This window comes from Cytobacillus sp. FSL K6-0129, assembly GCF_038007625.1.
Taxonomy (GTDB): Bacteria; Bacillota; Bacilli; order Bacillales; family Cytobacillaceae; genus Cytobacillus; species Cytobacillus kochii.
In genome coordinates, this window is record NZ_JBBOXM010000001.1 from 1,242,653 (window position 1) to 1,264,723 (window position 22,071).

Sequence of the window (22,071 nt, forward strand, 5' to 3'; positions counted from 1 at the left end):
TTCTGCATAATAAAAAACACTCTTCGCATTTTTATTGCTTCGAGTGTTTTTTTCTTACCCTATTCTTAGCATCTAATTTAATTACTTCATTCATGAGTTCTATTAATTGAATAAAAGCTAAATGAAGTGCAGGTTGCCCCATAATAAATTGTAATCGATCGGCAAAGTTGAATGGGAGATGTACCAAACCATCACCTATTTGTTGTTCATCCAGTGAGACTGGTTTTTCATTTAACCAATACACATATTGAACTAAAAGGGCAACTCCCAAAACCATGAGTTGCTCTGCTTCCTGCTTATCTCTTTGTTGATGGGCTGATTTTAGCCTGATCTTTAATTGATCCCATTCTTTAAGAATCATTGCGATGAATCGCTCTGACTCTTCCCAAGGTTTTTCAGAAGCTATTCCTTGATACAACTGTCTTTCGTAATAAAATGGGACAAACTCCCCTACTTGATCCTGTATATTATTAAAAAAAGGATGCTGTAACCTTTTTAACCGCTCATTCATATTATTTTACGCACCTAAACTTTTCATTCTCTTTTTACCTTCTCTACAAATATCAAGAACTGGACATTCTTGGCACTTTGGATTTTGTGCTTTGCAATGATAACGCCCAAAGAAAATTAAGCGATGGTGGGTCACAGACCACTCTTCTTCTGGTATTTTCTTCATAAGTGCTTTTTCGACCTCTAGAACTGAATCCTTCCATCTACAAAAGCCAAGACGTTTACTTACCCTCTCCACATGTGTATCAACAGCTATTGCAGGGACATTATAGGCCACTGATACAACCACATTCGCTGTCTTCCTTCCGACTCCTGGTAACTTTGTTAATTCATCGCGATCAGCAGGAACCACACCATCATAGTCATCTATTAACATGCGACATAGTTTTTGAATGTTTTTTGCCTTATTTCTATATAAACCAATCGAGCGGATATCCTGTTGTAATTCTTCAATGGATACATTTAAATAATCCTCTGGTGTTTTGTACTTTAAAAAAAGCTTGCTCGTCACTTTATTCACTAATACATCGGTACACTGCGCTGATAATGCCACCGCAATCACAAGTTCAAAAGGATTCTTATGAACGAGCTCGCAGTGAGCATCGGGAAACATTTCTCCCATCTTATCTAAACAATATCTAATGTCTTTCTTATTTAACATATATCATCACCATTCATACTATTGTTCTAACCAATTATAAAAAGGTAGCGACTCATTTCTCTTATCACTATTCTCTACACTTTTCATTCTCTTCACTTGGTTTTGTCTAAATTTCTTCCCTTGATTCGTTGCTTGTTCTACTGTTTTTATACCATTCTTTTTCCATTCAAACAAGATACGATCAATATAGCGGAAATTCAATTTACCAGATATGACCGCTTCTTTTAATGCTGCCTTAATGATTTTCACCTCATGATGGTCATCATCTAACCAAAGCGCTAGAGTTTCACATTCAAAAGGAGAGAGCGGCCTGCCAAATTCACTTTCAAACACTGAATACAAATCAATTTCGTCTTGCTGATTTTCTTTTGCTTCATTTCTTTTATCTGCAATTAAAAAAGCATCTGCTAATTTTTCCCAAAAATTATCTAAACAGTATTTTTCAAAGCGAATACCCTCTTCACTATAACCCTCATTTATAGTGATTAACCCTTTTTGTATTAAACGGCGAAGCATCCCCGCACAGTCCTCTGCTGAATAGGTCATTACTTCTGCAAGTTCAAAAGGTGTCGGGAAGTCATTTCCCTTATCACTAATTGAAATCAAATGGAGGATAAGGACTACTTCCTCTTCTTTTAGGTTCATTGCTTTGTACTGCGTTAATAAAGCTCCAGGAATTGTAATGTCTTTTTCCTGTAACCATTTTAATAATATCTTCTTTGGCATCATACACACCTCCATACAAGTATATCATGAACCCTTTTAAGAAAAGTATAGAAATGTATTCAAATAAAAGGTGTAAAAAAGTGAAAAAGAGCCACAAAATGACTCTTTTTCGTTTGTTATTGTGTGAAAAGCTTAAGGATATAAACGGTTTAGAAGTCTTGGGAATGGAATCGACTCTCTCACATGCTCCACACCACTAATCCAAGCAACTGTTCGCTCTAGACCTAATCCAAAACCAGAATGAGGAACTGAACCGTATTGTCTTAATTCTAAATACCATTTGTATGCATCCATGTCTAATTCATGTTCTGCCAATCTTTGTTTCAATAGCTCGTAATCGTGGATACGCTCTGATCCGCCAATAATTTCTCCATATCCTTCTGGCGCTATTAAATCCGCACAAAGGACAACATCTTCTCTTTCAGCATCTGGCTGCATGTAGAAAGGCTTGATTTTTGTTGGGTAATGTGTAATAAAAACGGGTTTATCATAGCTCTCGGCAATCGCTGTTTCGTGTGGCGCGCCAAAGTCTTCTCCCCATGTAATATCATCAAACCCTTTTTCTTGTAAAAACGTAATGGCTTCATCATATGAAATTCTTGGGAATGGTGCTTGAATTTTCTCCAATTTAGACACATCTCGGTCTAATGTCTTCAATTCAACTTGGCAGTTTTTCACAACAGCTTGGACAATATAGGAGACATATTCTTCTTGCACTTTCAGATTGTCTTCAAACTCATAAAAAGCCATTTCCGGTTCAATCATCCAAAATTCGATTAGATGGCGTCTCGTTTTTGACTTCTCAGCTCGGAATGTTGGCCCAAATGAGAAAACTTTCCCTAAAGCCATCGCCGCAGCTTCCATATATAATTGACCGCTCTGAGATAAGTATGCATCTTCATCGAAATACTTGGTAGCAAATAATTCAGATGTTCCTTCAGGTGCACTACCTGTTAGAATCGGTGGATCAACCTTTGAGAAACCATTTTCATTAAAGAATTCATATGTAGCACGAATGATTTCATTACGAATTTTCATCACAGCATGTTGTTTTCGTGAACGTAACCATAGGTGACGGTGATCCATCAAAAACTCTGTTCCATGATTTTTCGGCGTAATTGGATAATCAGTAGATTCATGAATCACTTCTACATCTGTAACGAGTAATTCATAACCTAAAGGTGAACGATCTTCTTTTTGTACTTTCCCTATTACGTACACACTAGATTCTTGTGTAACCGATTTTGCTGCTTTAAATACTTCTTCAGAAACATCTGCTTTTACAACCACACCTTGGATAAAGCCAGACCCATCACGTAGCTGTAGAAAGGCAATTTTCCCACTGGAGCGTTTATTTGCAATCCATGCACCTATTTTTACTTCTTGATCAACATATTTATACGTTTCAGCAATTGTCGTTTTAATCAATTTAATACCCCTTCCAAAAACATTTACCAATTAGATTCAAGTCGCCTTTATTATACCCTTCTCTGATTCTCGAGGCAACTTTTCATCATACATAACTCTAGCATGAGAAAAGGAAGTGAAGGGCTCCACTTCCTTTAACGATTACTGCAGTTTTTGATTCACAAATTCATGTATTCGACGAACAGCTGCTTCTAATAGATCAAGTGATGTCGCATACGATAAACGAATATTTTTCGGAGATCCAAAACCAGAACCAGGAATAACAGCTACCTTCGCTTCTTCTAATAATCCTTTTACAAACGCATCAACATCTTCATAACCTGTAAGCTTTGCTGCTTCTTCTACGTTAGGGAATAGATAAAAAGCACCTTGTGGTTTAATACATGTGAAACCTGGAATAGCTACTAATTGTTGATAGATAATATTTAAACGTTCTTCAAACGCATTTTTCATTTCTTCTACAGGTTGCTGTGAACCATTATAAGCTGCAATCGCTCCGTATTGAGAAGGAGTAGTTGGATTAGATGTACTATGACTTGCAAGGTTTGTCATTGCTTTTATAATGGCTGTATTTCCGGCAGCATAACCAATTCTCCACCCTGTCATTGAATGAGACTTTGAAACTCCATTGATTATAATCGTCTGCTCTTTCAATTCTGGACTGATTTGTGCGATCGAAATATGCTGATGTCCATCATAAGTCAACTTTTCATAGATTTCATCAGAAATAATTAAGATATTATGTTTCAAACAAAATTCACCAATCGCTTCTAGTTCCGGTTTGCTATAAAGCATGCCTGTTGGGTTACTAGGTGAATTAATGATGACGGCTTTTGTGCGATCTGTTATAACGGTCTCTAACTGCTGAGGCGTGACCTTATATTCATTTTCTTCAAGACCATCAATAAATACCGGCTTTCCGCCTGCTAGTTTAACTTGCTCTGGATAACTTACCCAATACGGAGTTGGAATAATGACCTCATCACCTTTATTCAAGATGACTTGGAATAAAGTGTATAACGCATGCTTAGCACCACTTGTAACAATAATATCCGACGCTGGAATATCAATCCCTTGATCTTGTTTAAACTTGTTAGAAATGGCTTCTTTGAGTTTAGGAAGTCCTGCAGCTGCAGTATACTTCGTATATCCTTCATTCATAGATTGAACAGCTTCATCAATAATATGCTGGGGTGTATTAAAGTCTGGTTCACCCGCACCTAAACCAATAACATCAATTCCTTGTGCCTTCATTTCTTTTGCCTTAGCTGTAATTGCTAAAGTTGTAGATGGTGTCAGTGATTGCACTCTTTGTGCTAGTTCAAAGTTCATTATCCTAATCCTCCAGAATGTGTAATCTATCTTTATATATATAAGCTGACCATGGAATAGTCATCCAAACCACTTATTTAAAGATTTTCTAATATTTTTAATTCTTCGTTACCTGTCTCATAATCTATTACATAATAATTCAGAAGGCCTTCGCCAGTTTTATAGGAAATCTCCCACAGAGGGATAGATTTTTCCATTCCAAGGTTGACAGAAATAATATCATTGGGATTTTTTTTATTCTTTACCTTTTCGATTGCTTCTTCTTTTGAAATCCCATCTTCTTTATTTTTTATAATCACTTCATCCTCAGAATCGGCTGAAACCCATACATACACCTCTTCATCTTCTTGTGTAATGCCATCAATAATGTAATACGTTTCATTACCATTATATAGAGTTACTCTTTTTACGGTCTGTAGATTCGCCTCATTTTCCGCTTTTTCTTTTGCCACTTTTTCCGCTTGATTTATCGGCTCCATCGCTTTTATATAAACTTTTGCCGAAAAACCGATAATGACAACCATAATGGCTAGTACGATGATTAGTATTTTTTTCATTCTTTTCACTACCTATGTACGATATATTGTAAAAACAGCTTTGCTATCATCATTCTTATCCAATGCTAAGCCGAACATTAAATCTTTTTCTTTTAATGTTCTGTTTAAACTATCAACAACTTTGTATAAATCTGGACTATTTTGAATCGTTACTGTTGATAAGATCTCAATCTTGCTTTCCATCTGTATTTCCTCCTTGACAAGTAAGGCCGATTTTCTCTGTTACGTCTAATAGTATACCAGTAAAAATGGTTTGCATAAATATTAGACGATTAGTTTTTAAAAATTATAACCATTCTTCAATGATATGAATCGTTTCATTCAAATCACACTCTTTTGCTTCAACAGACGGTATCGATTGTAGAAAAGCTTTTCCATAACTTGCAGTTTTAATTCTTCTATCAAATACAATCACAACACCCCTGTCGGTATTCGAACGAATTAAGCGGCCAAACCCTTGTTTAAAACGAATCACAGCTTCCGGTATAGCGAGCTCTTTAAAAGGATTTCCCCCATCTCTTTTCATCTTTGCAGCTTTCGCACTAGCTACAGGGTCATCAGGCGGTGCAAATGGTAGGCGAACGATAATCAAGCATGATAAGTCTTCTCCAGGAATATCTACACCCTCCCAAAAACTACTTGCGCCTAATAATATCGCTTTATCAAACTTTTGGAAATTTCTCGTCAATCGCGAGCGACTACCTCCTGAGATTCCTTGAGCAAAGATCGCGTACTCACTAAGAAAGTCCGATTCCTTTATGAGTTGATACGTTTCTTTAAGCATTTCAAATGAAGTGAATAAAATGAGCATGCGCCCCTTGGTTACTTCAGCAACGGAAATAATTTGCTCTGCGATACTGGCAATATACTCTTCCATTTTCACCGCTTTAATATCTGGTAAGTCTTTCGGTATAATCATTTTCACTTGTCTTTCATATTGAAATGGTGAAGGGATTTGCTGACTAGTACAAGGTAAACCTTCTAGGCCTAATTCTTTCTCCATATATTGAAACGACTGGTTTACGGTCATTGTAGCAGAGGCTAAAACAACACTTTTTTTCTTGGTAAAAAAGGACTGACTTAGCCGTTCAGAGACATCTAATGGTTCCGCATAAATAGAAGTGACATTCTGAATTGCACGTAAATCAACTTCTACCCATGATGCTAAGGGAGAATCTTGGCTGTTTTTAAAAAAGAAGTCCAACGAATTGACATAACCTTCTAATTCCCTTACAGCAGATGCGACATCTTCTAATAGAGGCTGTGACTTTTCCGCAATAGGAGATGGTCCATTTTGAATAGCATGTAGCCTTGCTGTCAACATTTGAATAACCTCTTTTAGAATAGAAGAAAACCTCTCCACTTGGATATCCATTTGACGCCCATATTTAGCGATTAGGTTTTGGACATTCATTTTCACTCGCACTAATTTACTCTTCTTAGGACTAGATTTTTGCACAAGCTTCGAAATTAAGTAAAAGAACTCATCCATTTCTGTATGTAAGCTCTCCATCATCTCATTTACCTCAAATGAATGAATAACCTCATTTGAAACACCGACTTCTTCTAGCAATTGCTCAAGCTGAAAGATCCACTCTTTTTGTTCGAATAATCCTAATTTATTAATCGTGAGCCGAACAGTCATAAAATCTAGCATGCGTCCAAAATAAGGAGATGCAGCTTTTACAAAATGATGAGCCTCATCAATAATTGCATATTGATATGATGGCAAGATATCATAATCACTGATTGTATCAGAAAGTAACATACTGTGATTCGTAATAATCAATTGTGCTGACTCAGCTTGCTTCTTTGCACGATTATAAAAGTCTTTTTCTCTAAAGTCCTTGTCGTTAATAAATAACATGCGGTTATTTTTAATTTGATTCCAATACAATTGACCGCCACTAGATAAATTAAGTTCGTCGACATCGCCTGTTGTTGTTTCCGTTAACCATACTAAAATTTGCATCTTCGTTAAGCATGTATCATAGTTATCATCATGACTTCTAAGTGTATGAATAAACTTTGCTAAACTAATATAATGATTTCTTCCCTTTAGAATACTTGCCTTTATTGGCATTGGTATCATTTGCGTTAGTAAAGGTAAGTCTTTCTGAAGCAATTGATCTTGAAGTTGAGTTGTGAAGGTACTAATCACAATTCTTTCGTTTTCCTGCAAAGAAAAAATAATAGAAGGAAGTAAATAAGCCAATGATTTACCTACACCAGTTCCCGCTTCAATAAGTGAATGTTGTTCGGAAATAAATGCCTTATAAACTGCATCCATCATCTGATATTGTCCCTCTCGTGATTCAAAAGGTTTGAACACTTTTTGCAAATAAGCTTCTTTTTCTTCTTTTGTATAAGGATACAAGATACCAGATTTGTTTAATTTACCTTCTTGCTTGTTTTGACTTTTACGAAGAGCGATTCCATGATCAATTTCTAAATTGCTAGGAAGGGATTGATGGCTCTCCTCTTTCCATTGAATCCAATCATCTAAATATAAATCTAAGTCACTTTTTAAGCCAAAGGAAATATCTTTTAATTGTTTCAAAGTAAGCAATGGTAAGCTTTTCATTTTCTGTTCTAATATTAAAAGTAATTCTGCTGTTACATAAGCATCGCTATCCGCTTGATGTGGTCTCACATGAGAGAGACCTAAGTTTAGCGATAAATCAGATAGCTTATAGCTATCCTCACTTGGTAAAAAAATCCTTGCCAGTTCAACTGTATCTATAATTGGCCCATAAAAACCGGCTAAACCAGCCATTTTAAACTCTTCCTGTAAAAACGATAAATCAAAAAGGACATTATGTGCAACGAAGTAGGCACCTTCAAGCATTTGCTCCACTTTCTTGGCAATCTCTGAAAATTTAGGTGCTGTGGCCACCATTTCGTCTGTTAGTCCGGTTAGTTCTTCTATAAATGGAGGAATACTGTGACTTGGTTGTACAAGTGAAGCGTACTGTTCAGTTATCTGTCCATTTTCAATCACTACTGCTGCTAATTGTATAATTTGATCACCCTTTTTAGGTGAATTTCCTGTTGTTTCTAAATCTACGACAACATATTTATTACTCATGGTTACACCTCGAACATTCTGTCACACAAAACGTTATCATAAAAAGGATAAAAGAGAAAGTTATCTTTCTTTATTTCGCAAATGAGGAGTTTAATCATCAAAAAGATACCCTTCGTTTATAGTAAATAATTCTAATAAAATTTGCATAACCCTATCAATTTACACCTAACCAAATGAGCTTTTCTTCTCTTCTGAACACTTTTGCAAATTGTACATTCTATCTTCTTATTCACTCACGTTTTTTAAGAATATCTCACTAATCTCTTCCCAGTTATCAAGAAATGATTCCCTGTTCAGTTGATCCAGTTCAAGATAAAGATTACGTGCTTCTTTATCGACTTGTAAATAGTATGCCCGATAGTTTTCATCTAAGCGTAAGAAAACATCGGTATCTATCTTGTTTTCCTCATTTAAATAATTGATAGCCAATTGTAGATTTTTACGCTCTCTATTCATCTTTTCCTGCTCTTTTTGATGCCAGTCATTTAATTGTTTTTGCACCGTTTTATTAAGATTATTAATGGCATCATTGCTATTTCTATGCCATTCTGACCATACTTCAGCCATTTCCGTGGTTCGTTTAAATTCTGCCTTTAAATCCTCTTGATTTTGGACATTAATAAACTGTCCATTTGCAGCCCTTGCCATTTCTTTCAACTGCGTTAAGCCATCGTTATTAACTTGATAGCCAATGATTTGAACGACTGGACTTAAGTTAGAATCACTCAGTTTTTCCATTGCCTGTACAGGATTTCCTCCACAAGTTTCGATTCCATCACTCACAAGATAAATAATATTCGTATTCTCTGAACCATCATGTGATTCTAAATTAACCATTGCTTGTTCAACTGCTTTTGTCATTGGTGTCCATCCAGCTGGATTAAATTTACCTAGAGCATTTGTAAACTCTTTACTATCATAGGCTGAAAGAGAATACACTTCTTCTACAGTACTGCATGAAACTTCTTTATCTGCTTCATCTCCTGTTCCTTTATGTCCATATACAGTTAATGAAACTTTCGCTTTTTCTGGCAAACTATCAACAAATTGATTAATCGCTTCTTTTGCAAGTTCCATTCTTGTTTTTCCATTTTCTAGGGCACCCATACTACCACTAGCATCAAGTAATATAGCTACATTATAATTTTTCTTTAATTGGCTTTCCTCATCTGTAACGGTTGGATCTGCAAATTTCATTGCTTGCCATTGATCAATCGGTACATTTGGCATACTTAAATTCTCTTTAAATAGGGAAAAGATGTCACGTTCATAAGCATCAATCTCTTCTTCTGTAGCCTCCATCGTAATAGAGGGTAGCTGATCAAGTGCCGACTTTACTTCATTGGAAAATTCCTTCATCGCCCATTCCCCTGTGTAACCATAGTCAACTGATTCCTTAAACGATTGGGGAATAGGTAACGAAGTTTGAGAAACTGGATTTTCTTCATCTTTTATATCATTTGCTTTATCTGCTACAGCCTCAATTGATTCATCCTCATCTAAAACTTCTTCTTTTTTTGTCTCTCCGTTACTACACGCAACAATGATGAATATCGACAAGACTGCTAATGCTAATAATAAAGCTGTTTTTTTCACCTTGACCGTCTCCTTCAATGGTTTATTTCTCTTTATCCCTTCATACTCATACGAATTATTTTACCATTATTAACTAAAACTGTTGTCATTTTGTGCAAAAAGAAACTATGAATATAACAAGTCTGCAATGACCCCTATCTGCTTAGTAACTATTTGTATCGATAAACACAATAAAAAGCACAAACAAATCCTTTTTTAAAACAGAATTTGTTCGTGCTTATTCACTCAAGCATTTTTCTCAAACAGTTCTATAATTTTACAAAATCGTACTAGCTGGTTCCTGGTGAAGCATATCAATGATTTGATTATCTGCTCCCATAATCGCTACTTTTGGTTGATGACCTTTGAGTTTTTCCTCCGCTACTTGAGCATATGAAATGATAATCACAATATCCCCTTGTTGAACGAGACGTGCGGCAGCGCCATTAACACAAATAACACCACTCCCTCTTTCACCAGGAATAATATACGTTTCGAATCTTGCTCCATTATTGTTATTAACGATTTGTACCTTCTCATTTGGTAACATATCAACAGCATCTAAAATATCACTATCAATCGTAATACTGCCGACGTAGTTTAGGTTCGCTTCTGTTACTGTTGCTCTATGAATTTTGCCATTCATCATTGTTCTGTACATATTAAACCCTCCTCTATGACCTCATGCTGTGATGATGATATTATCGATTAAGCGGGCCTTGGTAAATTTCACGGCCAACGCTATAATGATTACACCATTAACTTCATCGCTTGGTTGTAATTCTGGATAAGAAAGAACCTCAATATAATCGACTTCACCACTTGTCTTCTCATGGAGCATTGTTTTCATCACGTCAATGATACGTGCTGTATTTTTTTCTCCTTCTGTGATGATTGCTTCCGCTGCCTGTAAACTCTCAAAAAGCACAGCCGCCTCTTTGCGCTCTATTTCTGTTAAAAATACATTTCTTGAGCTCTTTGCCAACCCATCACTTTCTCTCACCGTATCCACTGCAATAAGTTCAATCGGAAAATTTAAATTTTTCACAAGCAAATCTATTACAGCAAGTTGTTGTGCGTCTTTTTTACCGAAGTAAGCTCTTTCCGGCTGAATTATATTAAATAATTTAGAAACAACCACGACAACACCGTCAAAATGTCCAGGTCTAGAAGCACCACAAAGTCTTTCTGTTCTTTCTTCAACATGCATTGTTATTGCTTGCTTCTGCGGATACATTTCTTCTGCTGCTGGATGAAACAGGTAATCTACCTTCACTTCTGCTGCTAATTGCATATCTCTTTCTAAATTTCTCGGATAAGTGGCTAAATCTTCATTTTCTCCGAACTGTAGCGGATTTACAAAAACACTCATGACGACTATATCATTTTGTGAACGTGCTTTTTTAGCTAATGTTAAGTGGCCTTCATGCAAATAACCCATAGTCGGGATAAGCCCAATTGATTTTCCTTCTCGTTGGAAGCCTTTGATGATTTTCTGCATTTCTTTGATGCTTGTCACTTTTTTCATTTCTTTCCTCCGTAGAGACTTAAAAGTTCTTCTTCTTTCATATTAAAAGAATGGCTATCCTCTGGAAATTGTCCACTCTTAACCTCTTTTACATACGAAGAAATGGCTTCTTCCATCATTTCTCCACTATTTAAATAGCGCTTAACAAACTTTGGTACGCGCTCCACGCCATATGTGAGAATGTCGTGGTACACAAGTACTTGGCCATCTGTATGCACACCCGCACCAATCCCAATTGTCGGGATATTTAAGATTAATGATACTTCTTTAGATAGCTGTTGCGGCACACATTCAAGAACAAGAGCAAAAGCCCCCGCTTGTTCACATTTTCTTGCATCATTGATTAGTTTTTGGGCTGCTTTTGCATCTTTACCCTGTACTTTGTAACCACCTAACACACCAACGGATTGTGGTGTTAAACCTAAATGTGCGACAACTGGTATACCTGCATTTGTCATTGCAGTAATTTTATCTATTACTTCATCTCCACCCTCAACCTTAACTGCATGAGCACCAGTTTCTTGAATCAGGGTTCTCGCATTTATGAGCGCGTCTTCCATGGAAATATGGTAGCTCATAAACGGCATATCTACCACGATAAAAGTGTCTTTTGCCCCGCGCTTCACAGCTTTAGCATGGTGAATCATATCATCCATTGTGACCGGAATCGTTGAATCATAACCTAATACAACCATTCCTAGTGAGTCGCCGACAAGAATCATATCGACATTAGCTTGCTCTGATAATTTAGCCTGTGGAAAATCATATGCCGTGAGCATGGCTATTTTCTCACCTTTACTTTTCATTTTCAAAAAATCAGTCGTTTGTTTCATCCTACTTCCTCCTTTTTTAATAGGAAGAGGTGATGAACTACTGATAATGAGAAAGACATAAAAATAACCTTCTACAAAAAAGTGCAGAAGGATAGTGTGTGTTCTCATTATTAAACTCATCCCTCTGTCCTGGTCCTAAATGGATCTAGGCAGATTTCGCGTATAAATGATGGTCAAACAGGTGCAGTTCTTACCGATACTGCCCACACAAAGTATATCAATAATTGTGTTAACTTTCTATAAAAAATATATATTATTCTAAATCAATGTCTGCAGAATAAATTTGATGTCGCACACCAGCCTCATCTTCTAAAAGCAATATGCCTTCATCTGTAATTCCTATCGCTTTGCCCACTATGGTACCAGATAGTGTACGTGCTTTTATATTCTTCCCTATACTAATGGCATAACTTTCCCATAAAATTCTTATCGGTTGAAAACCATTCTGTAAATACAGTTGATACAGTTTTTCGAGCTTGAATAAAAGGGTTTGAATAATCTGTGCGCGCGAGATTTCTTCTTTCTTTTCAATTGCAAGGGAGGTGGCGATAGGTTGAATCTCCTCGGGATAGTCTTCTAATTTCTGATTCACATTAATACCAATCCCCATAATAATAGAAACGATTCGATCTGCATCTGCTTGCATCTCTGTTAATATCCCTGTTACTTTTTTGCCATTAATCAACACATCATTAGGCCATTTAATTTCAGCTGTTAAACCGGTCACTTTCTCGATTGCCTGAACAACAGCAACAGCTGCAATAAGTGTTAATTGCGGTGCACGATGAGGAGGAAGCTGCGGCCTAAGAATGACACTCATCCAAACACCTGTATATTTAGGGGATATCCATTTTCGATCCATTCTCCCTCTACCGCTAATTTGCTCTTCTGCTACTACAATCGTACCTTCACATGCACCATCTGTTGCTAATTGATGGGCGACTTTTTGTGTGGAGTCCACTGATTCTTCATAATGGATATGACTACCAAGTATATTTGTTTTCAACCCATAACGTATTTCATCAGCAATCACTTTTTTGGGTGTAGCAACGATGCGATATCCTTTTCGTCTCACCGCTTCAAATTCAAACCCTTCTTTACGAAGATTCTCTATATGTTTCCACACTGCTGTGCGTGAACAACCGAGTAAATCTGCAATAGCTTGCCCTGACAAATAATCATCTTGGTGAGTCGTGAAGGCATTTAATAACTTCTTCCTTATTTCTGATTCCATTGAAACAGCCACTCCCTGATATCTTCTTTATTATTTTGTAATTCTCCAAGTATAATTGCTTCCTCCACTTTTGCTAACAATTCCTTTAGCCAAGGACCAGCTGATTGCTGACTCCAAGTGATAATATCATTGCCATTGACTGCTAATTGTTTTCTTGAAGTAATCGCCAATTTGCTATACATTTCTACTAAATGATCAGGATATTCTACTCTTTCATGATTGTAAACTTGATGAAGTTTTTCAGCACTCACTGCTACTGATAAACCACTTTGGTAAATTGTAGTAGCTTGAAAAGGTGTTGATAGTCTTTTTTGGAACCATTGATATAGATTGAGTATTTCTTTCATGTCTTTACTTGACATCTTCCATTCTTTTAATCCTATCTTTGCTTCATGCTCATTTAATTGAAAAACCTTTAAGAGCAGAACCCATATTTCAAGCAAAGATAATGATTGAAGAGGATAAGTGACGAGCTGATTAAGTCCCTTCTCCTTTTGCGAAAGCATTGGTAAATAGTGATGCAAGTTTGAGTCTTGCAGAAGCGTCAAGGCATCTACTCGATAGTCTCCTTGTAATAATTTATTAAATTCAACGAGCTTCCTTTCAACTGCCACATGTTGCAGTAGATGCACTTTCTTTTTTAATGCATCATATGTTCCTTCTTCGAGCAGGAAACCTAATTGACTTTTAAAGCGCAGCGCTCGCATCATTCTTAAGGCATCCTCATTAAAGCGTTCTTCACTTGAACCAACGGTCTTTATTTCTCTATTTTTGATTGCTTCCCTTCCAGCGAAGGGGTCAATTAATTCACCATTTTTATCCATAGCAATGCTATTCATAGTAAAGTCTCTTCTCTGTAAATCCTCCTTTAAATGACGGATAAAACGGACTTCATCCGGTCTTCTAAAGTCACTATACGTTGACTCTGCCCTATATGTTGTTACTTCATATGCTTCACCTTTTAGAAGAATAAGTATGGTACCATGCTCAATACCTACATCAACCGTTTTAGAAAAAATCGCTTTCATTTCAATCGGTGTTGCAGATGTAGCGATATCTACATCTGCTATTTCACGACCAATTAGAAGATCCCTCACTGCACCACCGACAAAATAGGCTTCATAACCTGCTTCCTCAAGCTTTTCAATAATCGGAATAGCTCTTTGAAATATTGGTTTCATCATTTCGCCTCACTTAATAGATCAAAATAAAGCTGCTCGTATTGTGAAACAATCTTATCGGCATGGAAACTTGTCAGTACAGATTCTTTAGCTTGTAATGATAATTTTGTATGTAATTTTTCATCTTGTAAAATATCTAATGCGACTGCTGCAATACTTTCAATATCACCCAGTTCACAAATATATCCATTTACACCATCTTGGATAACTTCCGGAATACCTCCAACATTAGTCCCTATACACGGTACATTGCATGCCATTGCTTCAAGTGCGACTAAGCCAAAGCTTTCCTTTTCGGACAATAAAAGCATCAAGTCACTAATGGAATAAAGTTCCGCTAAGTTGTCTTGTTTGCCAAGAAATATAACTTGGTGTTTTAAGGATAATTGGTCTACTAATTTTGAAATATCACTCATCTGTGGACCATCACCTACAAGTAGGAGCTTAGCTTTTATATGTTCGGCAATTTTAGCAAACGAACGCACGACGTCATCTACTCTTTTTACACCACGAAAGTTAGACACATGAATAATAACCTTCTCGTCTTCAGCTATTTGAAATTCTTCTTTCAAGTAATCTACATCTTTTTTTACATATTCACGCTCATCAATAAAATTGTATACGGGAATAATTTTTTTCTGTGGATTGATTAAGTCGTAAGTTTGTGCGATTAATGCATTGGAAACAGCAGTAACACGATCCGATTGTTCAATTCCAAACTTTATCGCATCAGTTAACGATGAGTCATAACCAAGAACCGTAATATCTGTTCCATGCAAAGTTGTAACGATTTTAACATCTCGCCCGCTCATTTGCTTCCCTAATATGGCACAGATCGCATGTGGCACTGCATAATGTACATGAAGTAAGTCAAGATTTTCTCTTTTAATGACTTCTGCCATCTTGCTTGCTAACGCGATGTCATAAGGCGCATATTGAAAAACAGAGTATTGATTAACCTCTACTTGATGGTAAAAAATATTATGATATATCTTATTTAAACGAAAAGGAATGCTAGAAGAAATAAAGTGAATTTCATGTCCTCTTTCTGCCAGCATTTTTCCGAGTTCTGTGGCAATTACCCCTGACCCACCAACAGTCGGATAGCAAGTAATCCCTATTTTAAGTTTTCTATTCATTCTTACACTCCAAATAAATCGTTTTCGATCATCAAAGGTTTTTTCACCTTAAAACCTTCTGCATATTTGACACCAACTTGCTGTCCAAATAGGCGTTCTCTAGCTTCAACCATTTCCACATAGCCATTTGTTAACGGAGTATCGACAGCTCCCTCCGTTTTTGTGAATTGACTTTGGTAAGCATTTAAACTGGCGATCTTTTTGTCTATTGTTGATGTAATATCTATCATAAAATCAGGTTGGTGAAAACCATTAATCATATAATAGTAAAAGCTTTTCACTTTATGATCCGTTTGATACTCATTTGTTTGATATTTACGAATACCTGCAGAGAAGACTGCTTCTTCAACAATTTTCGTTGCATTCGCATGATCCGGGTGCCTATCTATTTCATATGGTGCAAAGACAATTGTCGGCTGATACTTCCTAATCATTTCTACTACCTGTTTGATACGCTCACTTGTTAAAAATAACTGTCTATCACCTAAATGAAGTCCTTCTCTTACAGACACATTTAATATTCGCCCTGCTGCAATTGCTTCTGTTTTCCTCAGAGTAGGATTACCGTTAGAAGACAGCTCGGCTTCTGTTAAATCGCAAATCCCTACTTTATAACCTTTTTCCACATACTTCGCTATTGTTCCTGACATGCCGATTTCTACATCATCGGCATGCGCTCCGAAAGCAAGGATATCAAGCTTTATTTCGTTCATTTCTATTCACTCTCTTTTATAATTTCTCTCCAGGAAAAATCTCCTCGTTCAAGTCCTTTTATTAGGACTTCCGCTGTGCCCATATTTGTCGCTAATGGTACAGCGTAAACATCACATAATCGGATTAACGCCGTAATATCTGGTTCATGTGGTTGTGCGGTGAGCGGGTCTCTAAAAAACAAGACGAGATCCATTTTATTTTGCGCAATCATACTTCCAATTTGCTGATCCCCACCAAGTGGTCCAGATTGAAAACGATGCACAGTTAGATTAGCTTCCTGCTGTAACCTTAAACCCGTCGTACCAGTTGCAAATAATTGGTGCTGTGAAAGAATAACTTGATACGCTTTAGAAAAATTCACAATATCATTCTTCTTTTTGTCATGAGCAATTAATGCAATGTTCATCGGCACCGCCTCCATACTTACTCGATAATATTTTCTAATCCGTAAACTAACGTATCAATTTTAACTACAGTATCGACAGCTAATGCAACACCACTCATGAATGATTCGCGATTGTATGAATCATGGCGAATTTGCAGTGTTTGTCCACTAGAACCAAACATTACTTGTTGATGTGCAATTAAGCCAGGAAGTCTTACGGAGTGGATATGCATTCCATCAAAATCAGCCCCACGAGCTCCAGCTAGCGTTTCCTTTTCATTTGGATGTCCTTGTTGCTTACTCTCTCTTACATCACGAATCATCTCAGCTGTTTTAACAGCAGTGCCAGATGGTGCATCTAGTTTTTGATCATGGTGCATTTCAATAATCTCTACATCATTAAAGTACTTAGCTGCCATTTGTGAAAATTTCATCATAAGCACAGCACCAACTGCAAAGTTTGGCGCAATAATCGCACCTAAATTAGTTTCATGACATAAATCCTCTAGTTCTTGTAAGTTCTCTTTGGTAAATCCAGTTGTACCAACAACTGGTCTCACTCCATAAGTAAGTGCTGTTTTCGTATGATACATACCAACTTCAGGCGTGGTTAAATCAATAAGAACATCACAATCTTCATTTTTAAAACATTTTTCTATATCAGAATAAACAGGAACATCGATTCCCTCAAAGCCTTTAAAATCACTTAAATTACCACCATCATTTTTATGATCTACAACAGCTACTAATTCATATTTATCTTTTTTCTGAACTAACTTAACTGCCTCACTCCCCATTCTACCTCTTGGACCTGCAATCACGATCTTAATTGTCTTCATTATTTTTTCCCCCTTCTTCAATACGTGTCCATCTATCTTTATCGCGCGTTTGAAACTTATGCATCACTTGGTCATGCGCTTTTGCTAAATCTATATTTAGAGAATTAGCAAGACAAATTAAAACAAAAAGCATGTCTCCCATTTCTTCTTCTATTGCTTTTTCTTTTTCTGTACTCTTTTTTGGTTTTTCACCATATGTATGATTGACTTCTCTTGCCAGCTCCCCTAATTCCTCTGTTAATCTTGCCACCATAGCAAGTGGACTAAAATACCCCTCTTTAAATTGCCCAATATAGGTGTCTACTTCCCTCTGTAATTCTTCCATCGACTTACTCATTGTTTCTCACCTCATATACATACCTTTTCAAATCATTTTATTCACACTCTCCATGTTAGCTAAACATAACCATTTTTACAATTCCTATCGTTTAATTCTTTATTTCTGTCCCATAAAAATAGTATATGTATGCGAGAATCGGCTGCCATGCTCCCCTATTAATGTGTGATTGCTTATCCTCTATTGAATCTATATAATGAGATGGCAAGTAATATATGTCATTATTTCGGAGGGCACAGTGAATGTTTGGATTGAAAATTAAGAATATTATCCTTATTCTGTTTGGCGCTAGTATATTCTCTTTCGGTATTGTTCACTTTAATATGCAAAACAACTTAGCAGAAGGTGGCTTTACAGGTATCACGCTCTTATTGTATTTCTTATTTGATTGGAATCCATCTTATACGAATTTGATTTTGAATATTCCTTTATTTTTCATAGGATGGAAACTACTTGGTAAAAAAGCCTTTATCTATACGATTATTGGTACGCTAGGCGTTTCTCTTTTCCTTGAAATATTCCAAAGATATCAAATACATATGCCATTAAAGAATGATCTTACTTTAGCTGCACTGTTCGCAGGTGTTTTTATCGGTGTTGGTCTCGGTATAATTTTCAGATATGGTGGAACAACGGGTGGCGTTGATATAATTGCACGACTCGTTAATAAGTATACCGGTACTTCTATGGGTAAAACGATGTTTGTATTTGACTTTTGCGTGATTGCATTATCACTGATTTTTTACCTCAAATATTATGAGGCAATGTATACTCTAGTTGCCGTTTTTGTTGGCGCGAAAGTAATCGACTTTATCCAAGAAGGAGCTTATTCTGCAAGAGGTGCAATGATTATCTCTGAGAAAAATGAAGAGATATCAGCGAAAATTCTCTATGAAATGGAGAGAGGTGTCACAGTTTTAAAAGGTCGAGGGTCATTTACTAAGCTGGATCGTGAAGTATTATATTGCGTAGTGGCTCGAAATGAACTAACTAAATTGAAGAACCTTATCCATTCAGTTGATCCTAATGCATTTGTCACCGTATCACAAGTGCACGATGTCTTAGGAGAAGGATTTACATTGGATGAAAACAAAAAACCTTTAGAACGCTGAGATTACTAAAAAACTAACAAAAAGCAACTACCTCAAGTGAGCAGTTGCTTTTACATTTAAAATATATTAATCATCATTGTTCATGCCAATAAAAGCAAGAACAAAACGCAGTAATTCCATAACAGCGATAACTGTTGCCGCTACATAAGTTAGAGCTGCTGCATTTAATACTTTTTTAGCGCCAGACTCTTCATCATTTCTAATCACACCAGAGCTTACCATAACATTGAGTGCTCTTGATGAGGCGTTAAACTCAACCGGTAATGTAATTACCTGGAATAATACCGCTGCTGCAAAGAAAATGATACCTAGTAACATCATACCAGTAAATTGAAACAATAATCCTCCTAAGATGAAAAAGAAGGATAAGTTAGAGCCAATGTTCGCAACTGGAACAAGCGCATGTCTAAAGCGTAAGAAAGCATAGTCTTCAGCATCTTGAATGGCATGACCCACTTCGTGTGTCGCCACTGATACAGAAGCAATGGAAGATCCATAATAATTATCCTCAGATAACCTCACGGTCTTATCTCTCGGATCATAATGGTCTGAAAGTTGCCCCTTTACTGGTTCGATAGAGACATTATAAAGCCCATTTTCATCTAAAACTTTTCTAGCCGCTTCTGCTCCAGTCATATTTGAAGAAGTAGATATTTGTAAATGTTTCTTATACGTCTTCTTCAAGTACATTTGAATAGCAATCGGGACAATCATAATAATGATAAAGTAAATCAAAAACGACATAGGTGAACCTCCTAATAAAGTATAAGCTTATCATCTACATGTGCATCATGTAGACAAACACTGGAAGAAATATTCACATACTAAGTTAAAGCTTTTAGTTAGTCTCTTAGTATGACAGAATGGCCTTGTAAATAGTGAAAACACGACTTTACATGGATACTTGTTTCTAAAAAAACTTGATTATTGGTCCATTCTTGCTTACAAACAATTCAAAAAAAAATGGGTAGCTTCGTCTCTAGATGCCTCAAGATGAAAGTCCATTTTTCCTGCCATCTCATTCTCCCATTACCTTTTCCTTCTTTAATTTATCTAAAGGAAAAGCTTATCATGTTTATGCTTTGATTTTATTTTACCTTTTTCTTATAAGACAATTCAAGCGTTTAGCCTTAGCTCTCTGGATTTTTTTCTTTTTTCTTTCCGCCCTTATATTTTTTAAAACCGACATACGAAAGCGTTAAGATAATTATACTTCCAGTTGAAATAATTACCCACCATAGTGATGGATCAGCTTCATCATCCGTAATTGTATCAAAAATGTCTTCTAGCTCACTATTCAATAATTCTAGTTCCCTTTTACCTTCTTCTTTCACCATTACATCTCGACGATATTGATCAATATATTGAATGCGTGTATGCAATTGTTGAATAGTTGCTGGCTCTACTTCTAATTTTAATGAAGGATAAATCGTATCATAAAGAGAGAGAAAGGTATTATACTGTGTATGAAAGCTCTCGCTATCACCCGCTTCTATTGACTCCCTTACTTCCCCAAGTGTACTTAACATCGGACCTTTCATTTCATGCCACATCGGTTCTTTCGCAGGAGATAGGGCGTCCATTAATATCCGAAGTTTTGTTGCTTTTTGTACTTTCGTCTCATAAGAGCTTTGTTCTTTATTTATTTCTTCAACTACTTCTTGGTGAACAGATGTGACAGTTCTCAAACTTTCCCTCGTCATCGCAGTTGATGTGCTTGTAGCCAATACAAATTGGTCTGTGAAATAATTCAACATTCTACTAGCATCTTCATATTTTTGCGCTTTAACCAAGTGTAGAACTTCATCTGATAATAGATCCAATTGATTCATCATACCATCGTCATTTTCTGTCTCTGCTACTATCATGTAAGGGAAAATGAGTGCAATAACTAAAATAATAGCCACAACTCTCCATTTCATACGTACCTGTCCTCCTTATCGGATTGCTAATAGCATTGTATGACAATGTGGACAAGGTTAGACCATTAATCAATAGATTTATCTACGAAACACTAGAAGCAATATGGCAATAATGAGGAAATAAAGCTAGAAGGCTTCTATAAGGAAGTTCTAACTTTATTTTTTTATTGATAGGCTATGTTAATCTTTGTTGTTGATATTTGTTTTTATCGAACAAACGAGCTATGAATAGCGAGGTTGGTGATGAATGTGAAGGTAACTGATATTTTAAAAGCAATCCATAAACTAAATCCAGCTGAGAAACACCGATAAAGAAAATATCTAATTGAAAAACCAACTGCATCATCTAAGGAGATAAAGCCTCGTAAGTGTGATGCTGCAAGGAAACGTGGCATAAGCAAAGAACAAGTATGTGTTCTAGTCGCAAGAGGCCGTGATAAATTAATAAATTTCACGTACATTGGGTATGGGTAGAATAACCAAAGGGAAATTAGATAAAGCAATTGGACATAAGCTTTCAAAAGGTAATATATAATGTACTGATGCCTGAAGAGCTTTTAAAGTTTACGCGAATGAAAAGGGAATGGAAATATATCAACTCAAATCAGATGGAAAAGTACGCACAAAAGGTCTTTATCATATTCAGAACGTAAACAATTATCAAGGAATGCAAAAAGGTTGGATACAACGATATCACGATAGACAATTACCTCTTGGTTTCAAGTCTTAGAAAGCATACAGTATCAGAACAATGTAGTTACTATAAAAGACTTGATTATCCAAGGGAACCTTACACAAAATACAGAAGCATATATATGATACATTAAAGTTAAGAAAATTCACGATATAGAAATTATTTTCATACGGCAAACGGCCTTTAAGGGAGAAAGGATTGTTTGTACTAATAATCGAGACTGGAGAGTGAAGGTGGTTTAATTGTTTAGGTCAGCAGTATATTTGGTACACGTAT

Annotated in this window: 22 protein-coding genes and 1 pseudogene; 2 read left to right on the forward strand and 21 right to left on the reverse strand. The window is 36.3% G+C overall.

All coding sequences use genetic code 11. The features are described 5' to 3' along the window. Positions 1-31: 31 nt before the first annotated feature. The 19 genes from MHI57_RS05955 to MHI57_RS06045 form a co-directional block, all read right to left on the reverse strand. On the reverse strand, positions 32-511 hold the full coding sequence (locus MHI57_RS05955) for a YpoC family protein (RefSeq protein ID WP_340975384.1): 480 nt from the start codon (positions 509-511) through the stop codon (positions 32-34). Positions 512-517: 6 nt separating this feature from the next. Beyond that, the gene (gene nth / locus MHI57_RS05960; protein WP_224937456.1) at positions 518-1,171 is read right to left on the reverse strand and encodes an endonuclease III; all 654 of its coding nucleotides are present in this window, start codon (positions 1,169-1,171) and stop codon (positions 518-520) included. An 18-nt stretch (positions 1,172-1,189) separates the two neighbouring features. Further along, positions 1,190-1,897, reverse strand: coding sequence for a DnaD domain-containing protein (locus MHI57_RS05965; protein WP_307313069.1), 708 nt, complete (start codon positions 1,895-1,897; stop codon positions 1,190-1,192). Between the two features lie 132 nt (positions 1,898-2,029). Then, positions 2,030-3,322 carry an asparagine--tRNA ligase gene (gene asnS, locus MHI57_RS05970; protein WP_157734009.1) on the reverse strand — a complete coding sequence of 431 codons (1,293 nt, stop codon included), beginning with the start codon at positions 3,320-3,322 and terminating at the stop codon, positions 2,030-2,032. 144 nt (positions 3,323-3,466) lie between these two features. Then, positions 3,467-4,657: a pyridoxal phosphate-dependent aminotransferase gene (locus MHI57_RS05975; protein ID WP_095372791.1), complete on the reverse strand. Its 1,191-nt coding sequence runs from the start codon at positions 4,655-4,657 to the stop codon at positions 3,467-3,469. A gap of 77 nt (positions 4,658-4,734) precedes the next feature. Further along, positions 4,735-5,214, reverse strand: a complete 480-nt coding sequence (locus MHI57_RS05980) for a cell wall elongation regulator TseB-like domain-containing protein (protein WP_095372790.1) — start codon at positions 5,212-5,214, stop codon at positions 4,735-4,737. A 12-nt stretch (positions 5,215-5,226) separates the two neighbouring features. Further along, positions 5,227-5,397 carry a YpmA family protein gene (locus tag MHI57_RS05985; RefSeq protein ID WP_340975385.1) on the reverse strand — a complete coding sequence of 57 codons (171 nt, stop codon included), beginning with the start codon at positions 5,395-5,397 and terminating at the stop codon, positions 5,227-5,229. A gap of 103 nt (positions 5,398-5,500) precedes the next feature. Continuing rightward, positions 5,501-8,302: an ATP-dependent DNA helicase DinG gene (gene dinG, locus MHI57_RS05990; protein ID WP_095372788.1), complete on the reverse strand. Its 2,802-nt coding sequence runs from the start codon at positions 8,300-8,302 to the stop codon at positions 5,501-5,503. 225 nt (positions 8,303-8,527) lie between these two features. Next, positions 8,528-9,898 (reverse strand): vWA domain-containing protein, encoded by a 1,371-nt coding sequence (locus MHI57_RS05995; RefSeq protein WP_095372787.1) that lies wholly within the window; start codon positions 9,896-9,898, stop codon positions 8,528-8,530. A gap of 256 nt (positions 9,899-10,154) precedes the next feature. Next, positions 10,155-10,538 carry an aspartate 1-decarboxylase gene (gene panD / locus MHI57_RS06000; RefSeq protein WP_095372786.1) on the reverse strand — a complete coding sequence of 128 codons (384 nt, stop codon included), beginning with the start codon at positions 10,536-10,538 and terminating at the stop codon, positions 10,155-10,157. Positions 10,539-10,559: 21 nt separating this feature from the next. Continuing rightward, positions 10,560-11,405, reverse strand: a complete 846-nt coding sequence (gene panC / locus MHI57_RS06005; RefSeq protein WP_307313061.1) for a pantoate--beta-alanine ligase — start codon at positions 11,403-11,405, stop codon at positions 10,560-10,562. Continuing rightward, positions 11,402-12,238, reverse strand: a complete 837-nt coding sequence (panB, locus tag MHI57_RS06010) for a 3-methyl-2-oxobutanoate hydroxymethyltransferase (RefSeq protein WP_307313060.1) — start codon at positions 12,236-12,238, stop codon at positions 11,402-11,404. The genes panC and panB overlap by 4 nt, the downstream gene beginning before the upstream one ends. Before the next feature lie 253 nt (positions 12,239-12,491). Next, complete coding sequence (locus MHI57_RS06015; protein ID WP_340975387.1) at positions 12,492-13,472, reverse strand: biotin--[acetyl-CoA-carboxylase] ligase; 981 nt, start codon at positions 13,470-13,472, stop codon at positions 12,492-12,494. After that, complete coding sequence (locus tag MHI57_RS06020; protein WP_095372782.1) at positions 13,457-14,653, reverse strand: CCA tRNA nucleotidyltransferase; 1,197 nt, start codon at positions 14,651-14,653, stop codon at positions 13,457-13,459. Before MHI57_RS06020 ends, MHI57_RS06015 begins: the two co-directional genes overlap by 16 nt. Then, the gene (gene bshA, locus MHI57_RS06025; RefSeq protein ID WP_095372781.1) at positions 14,653-15,792 is read right to left on the reverse strand and encodes an N-acetyl-alpha-D-glucosaminyl L-malate synthase BshA; all 1,140 of its coding nucleotides are present in this window, start codon (positions 15,790-15,792) and stop codon (positions 14,653-14,655) included. Before bshA ends, MHI57_RS06020 begins: the two co-directional genes overlap by 1 nt. Positions 15,793-15,794: 2 nt before the next feature. After that, positions 15,795-16,505, reverse strand: coding sequence for a bacillithiol biosynthesis deacetylase BshB1 (gene bshB1, locus MHI57_RS06030; RefSeq protein WP_095372780.1), 711 nt, complete (start codon positions 16,503-16,505; stop codon positions 15,795-15,797). 2 nt (positions 16,506-16,507) lie between these two features. Beyond that, positions 16,508-16,912, reverse strand: a complete 405-nt coding sequence (gene mgsA / locus MHI57_RS06035; protein WP_224937444.1) for a methylglyoxal synthase — start codon at positions 16,910-16,912, stop codon at positions 16,508-16,510. Between the two features lie 17 nt (positions 16,913-16,929). Then, positions 16,930-17,730 (reverse strand): 4-hydroxy-tetrahydrodipicolinate reductase, encoded by an 801-nt coding sequence (dapB, locus tag MHI57_RS06040; protein ID WP_095372778.1) that lies wholly within the window; start codon positions 17,728-17,730, stop codon positions 16,930-16,932. Further along, entirely contained in the window at positions 17,717-18,067 is a 351-nt protein-coding gene (locus MHI57_RS06045; protein WP_095372777.1) for a nucleotide pyrophosphohydrolase, read from the reverse strand. Before MHI57_RS06045 ends, dapB begins: the two co-directional genes overlap by 14 nt. 242 nt (positions 18,068-18,309) lie before the next feature. On the opposite strand from MHI57_RS06045, the gene MHI57_RS06050 reads away from it, so the two are divergent. Beyond that, positions 18,310-19,179 carry a YitT family protein gene (locus tag MHI57_RS06050; RefSeq protein ID WP_095372776.1) on the forward strand — a complete coding sequence of 290 codons (870 nt, stop codon included), beginning with the start codon at positions 18,310-18,312 and terminating at the stop codon, positions 19,177-19,179. A 66-nt stretch (positions 19,180-19,245) separates the two neighbouring features. On the opposite strand, the gene MHI57_RS06055 is transcribed toward MHI57_RS06050, so the two are convergent. Both MHI57_RS06055 and MHI57_RS06060 read right to left on the reverse strand, forming a co-directional pair. Next, positions 19,246-19,923 carry a zinc metallopeptidase gene (locus tag MHI57_RS06055; protein WP_095372775.1) on the reverse strand — a complete coding sequence of 226 codons (678 nt, stop codon included), beginning with the start codon at positions 19,921-19,923 and terminating at the stop codon, positions 19,246-19,248. A 386-nt stretch (positions 19,924-20,309) separates the two neighbouring features. After that, positions 20,310-21,101, reverse strand: coding sequence for a sporulation protein YpjB (locus MHI57_RS06060; RefSeq protein WP_095372774.1), 792 nt, complete (start codon positions 21,099-21,101; stop codon positions 20,310-20,312). Positions 21,102-21,428: 327 nt separating this feature from the next. Here MHI57_RS06060 and MHI57_RS06065 point away from each other — a divergent pair. Then, positions 21,429-21,951 (forward strand): annotated as a pseudogene (locus tag MHI57_RS06065) (IS1595 family transposase); the annotation flags it as partial. Positions 21,952-22,071 lie beyond the last annotated feature (120 nt).

Coding starts and splice junctions, on each gene's coding strand:
- MHI57_RS06055 (WP_095372775.1), bottom strand. CDS start 19,923: ATGTCGTTTTTGATTTACTTTATCATTATTATGATTGTCCCGATTGCT.
- MHI57_RS05955 (WP_340975384.1), bottom strand. CDS start 511: ATGAATGAGCGGTTAAAAAGGTTACAGCATCCTTTTTTTAATAATATA.
- panC (WP_307313061.1), bottom strand. CDS start 11,405: ATGAAAAAAGTGACAAGCATCAAAGAAATGCAGAAAATCATCAAAGGC.
- mgsA (WP_224937444.1), bottom strand. CDS start 16,912: ATGAACATTGCATTAATTGCTCATGACAAAAAGAAGAATGATATTGTG.
- panB (WP_307313060.1), bottom strand. CDS start 12,238: ATGAAACAAACGACTGATTTTTTGAAAATGAAAAGTAAAGGTGAGAAA.
- dapB (WP_095372778.1), bottom strand. CDS start 17,730: ATGAAGACAATTAAGATCGTGATTGCAGGTCCAAGAGGTAGAATGGGG.
- dinG (WP_095372788.1), bottom strand. CDS start 8,302: ATGAGTAATAAATATGTTGTCGTAGATTTAGAAACAACAGGAAATTCA.
- MHI57_RS05980 (WP_095372790.1), bottom strand. CDS start 5,214: ATGAAAAAAATACTAATCATCGTACTAGCCATTATGGTTGTCATTATC.
- MHI57_RS06060 (WP_095372774.1), bottom strand. CDS start 21,101: ATGAAATGGAGAGTTGTGGCTATTATTTTAGTTATTGCACTCATTTTC.
- nth (WP_224937456.1), bottom strand. CDS start 1,171: ATGTTAAATAAGAAAGACATTAGATATTGTTTAGATAAGATGGGAGAA.
- panD (WP_095372786.1), bottom strand. CDS start 10,538: ATGTACAGAACAATGATGAATGGCAAAATTCATAGAGCAACAGTAACA.
- bshB1 (WP_095372780.1), bottom strand. CDS start 16,505: ATGAACGAAATAAAGCTTGATATCCTTGCTTTCGGAGCGCATGCCGAT.
- MHI57_RS05985 (WP_340975385.1), bottom strand. CDS start 5,397: ATGGAAAGCAAGATTGAGATCTTATCAACAGTAACGATTCAAAATAGT.
- MHI57_RS05965 (WP_307313069.1), bottom strand. CDS start 1,897: ATGCCAAAGAAGATATTATTAAAATGGTTACAGGAAAAAGACATTACA.
- MHI57_RS06050 (WP_095372776.1), top strand. CDS start 18,310: ATGTTTGGATTGAAAATTAAGAATATTATCCTTATTCTGTTTGGCGCT.
- bshA (WP_095372781.1), bottom strand. CDS start 15,792: ATGAATAGAAAACTTAAAATAGGGATTACTTGCTATCCGACTGTTGGT.
- MHI57_RS06015 (WP_340975387.1), bottom strand. CDS start 13,472: ATGGAATCAGAAATAAGGAAGAAGTTATTAAATGCCTTCACGACTCAC.
- MHI57_RS06020 (WP_095372782.1), bottom strand. CDS start 14,653: ATGAAACCAATATTTCAAAGAGCTATTCCGATTATTGAAAAGCTTGAG.
- MHI57_RS05975 (WP_095372791.1), bottom strand. CDS start 4,657: ATGAACTTTGAACTAGCACAAAGAGTGCAATCACTGACACCATCTACA.
- MHI57_RS06045 (WP_095372777.1), bottom strand. CDS start 18,067: ATGAGTAAGTCGATGGAAGAATTACAGAGGGAAGTAGACACCTATATT.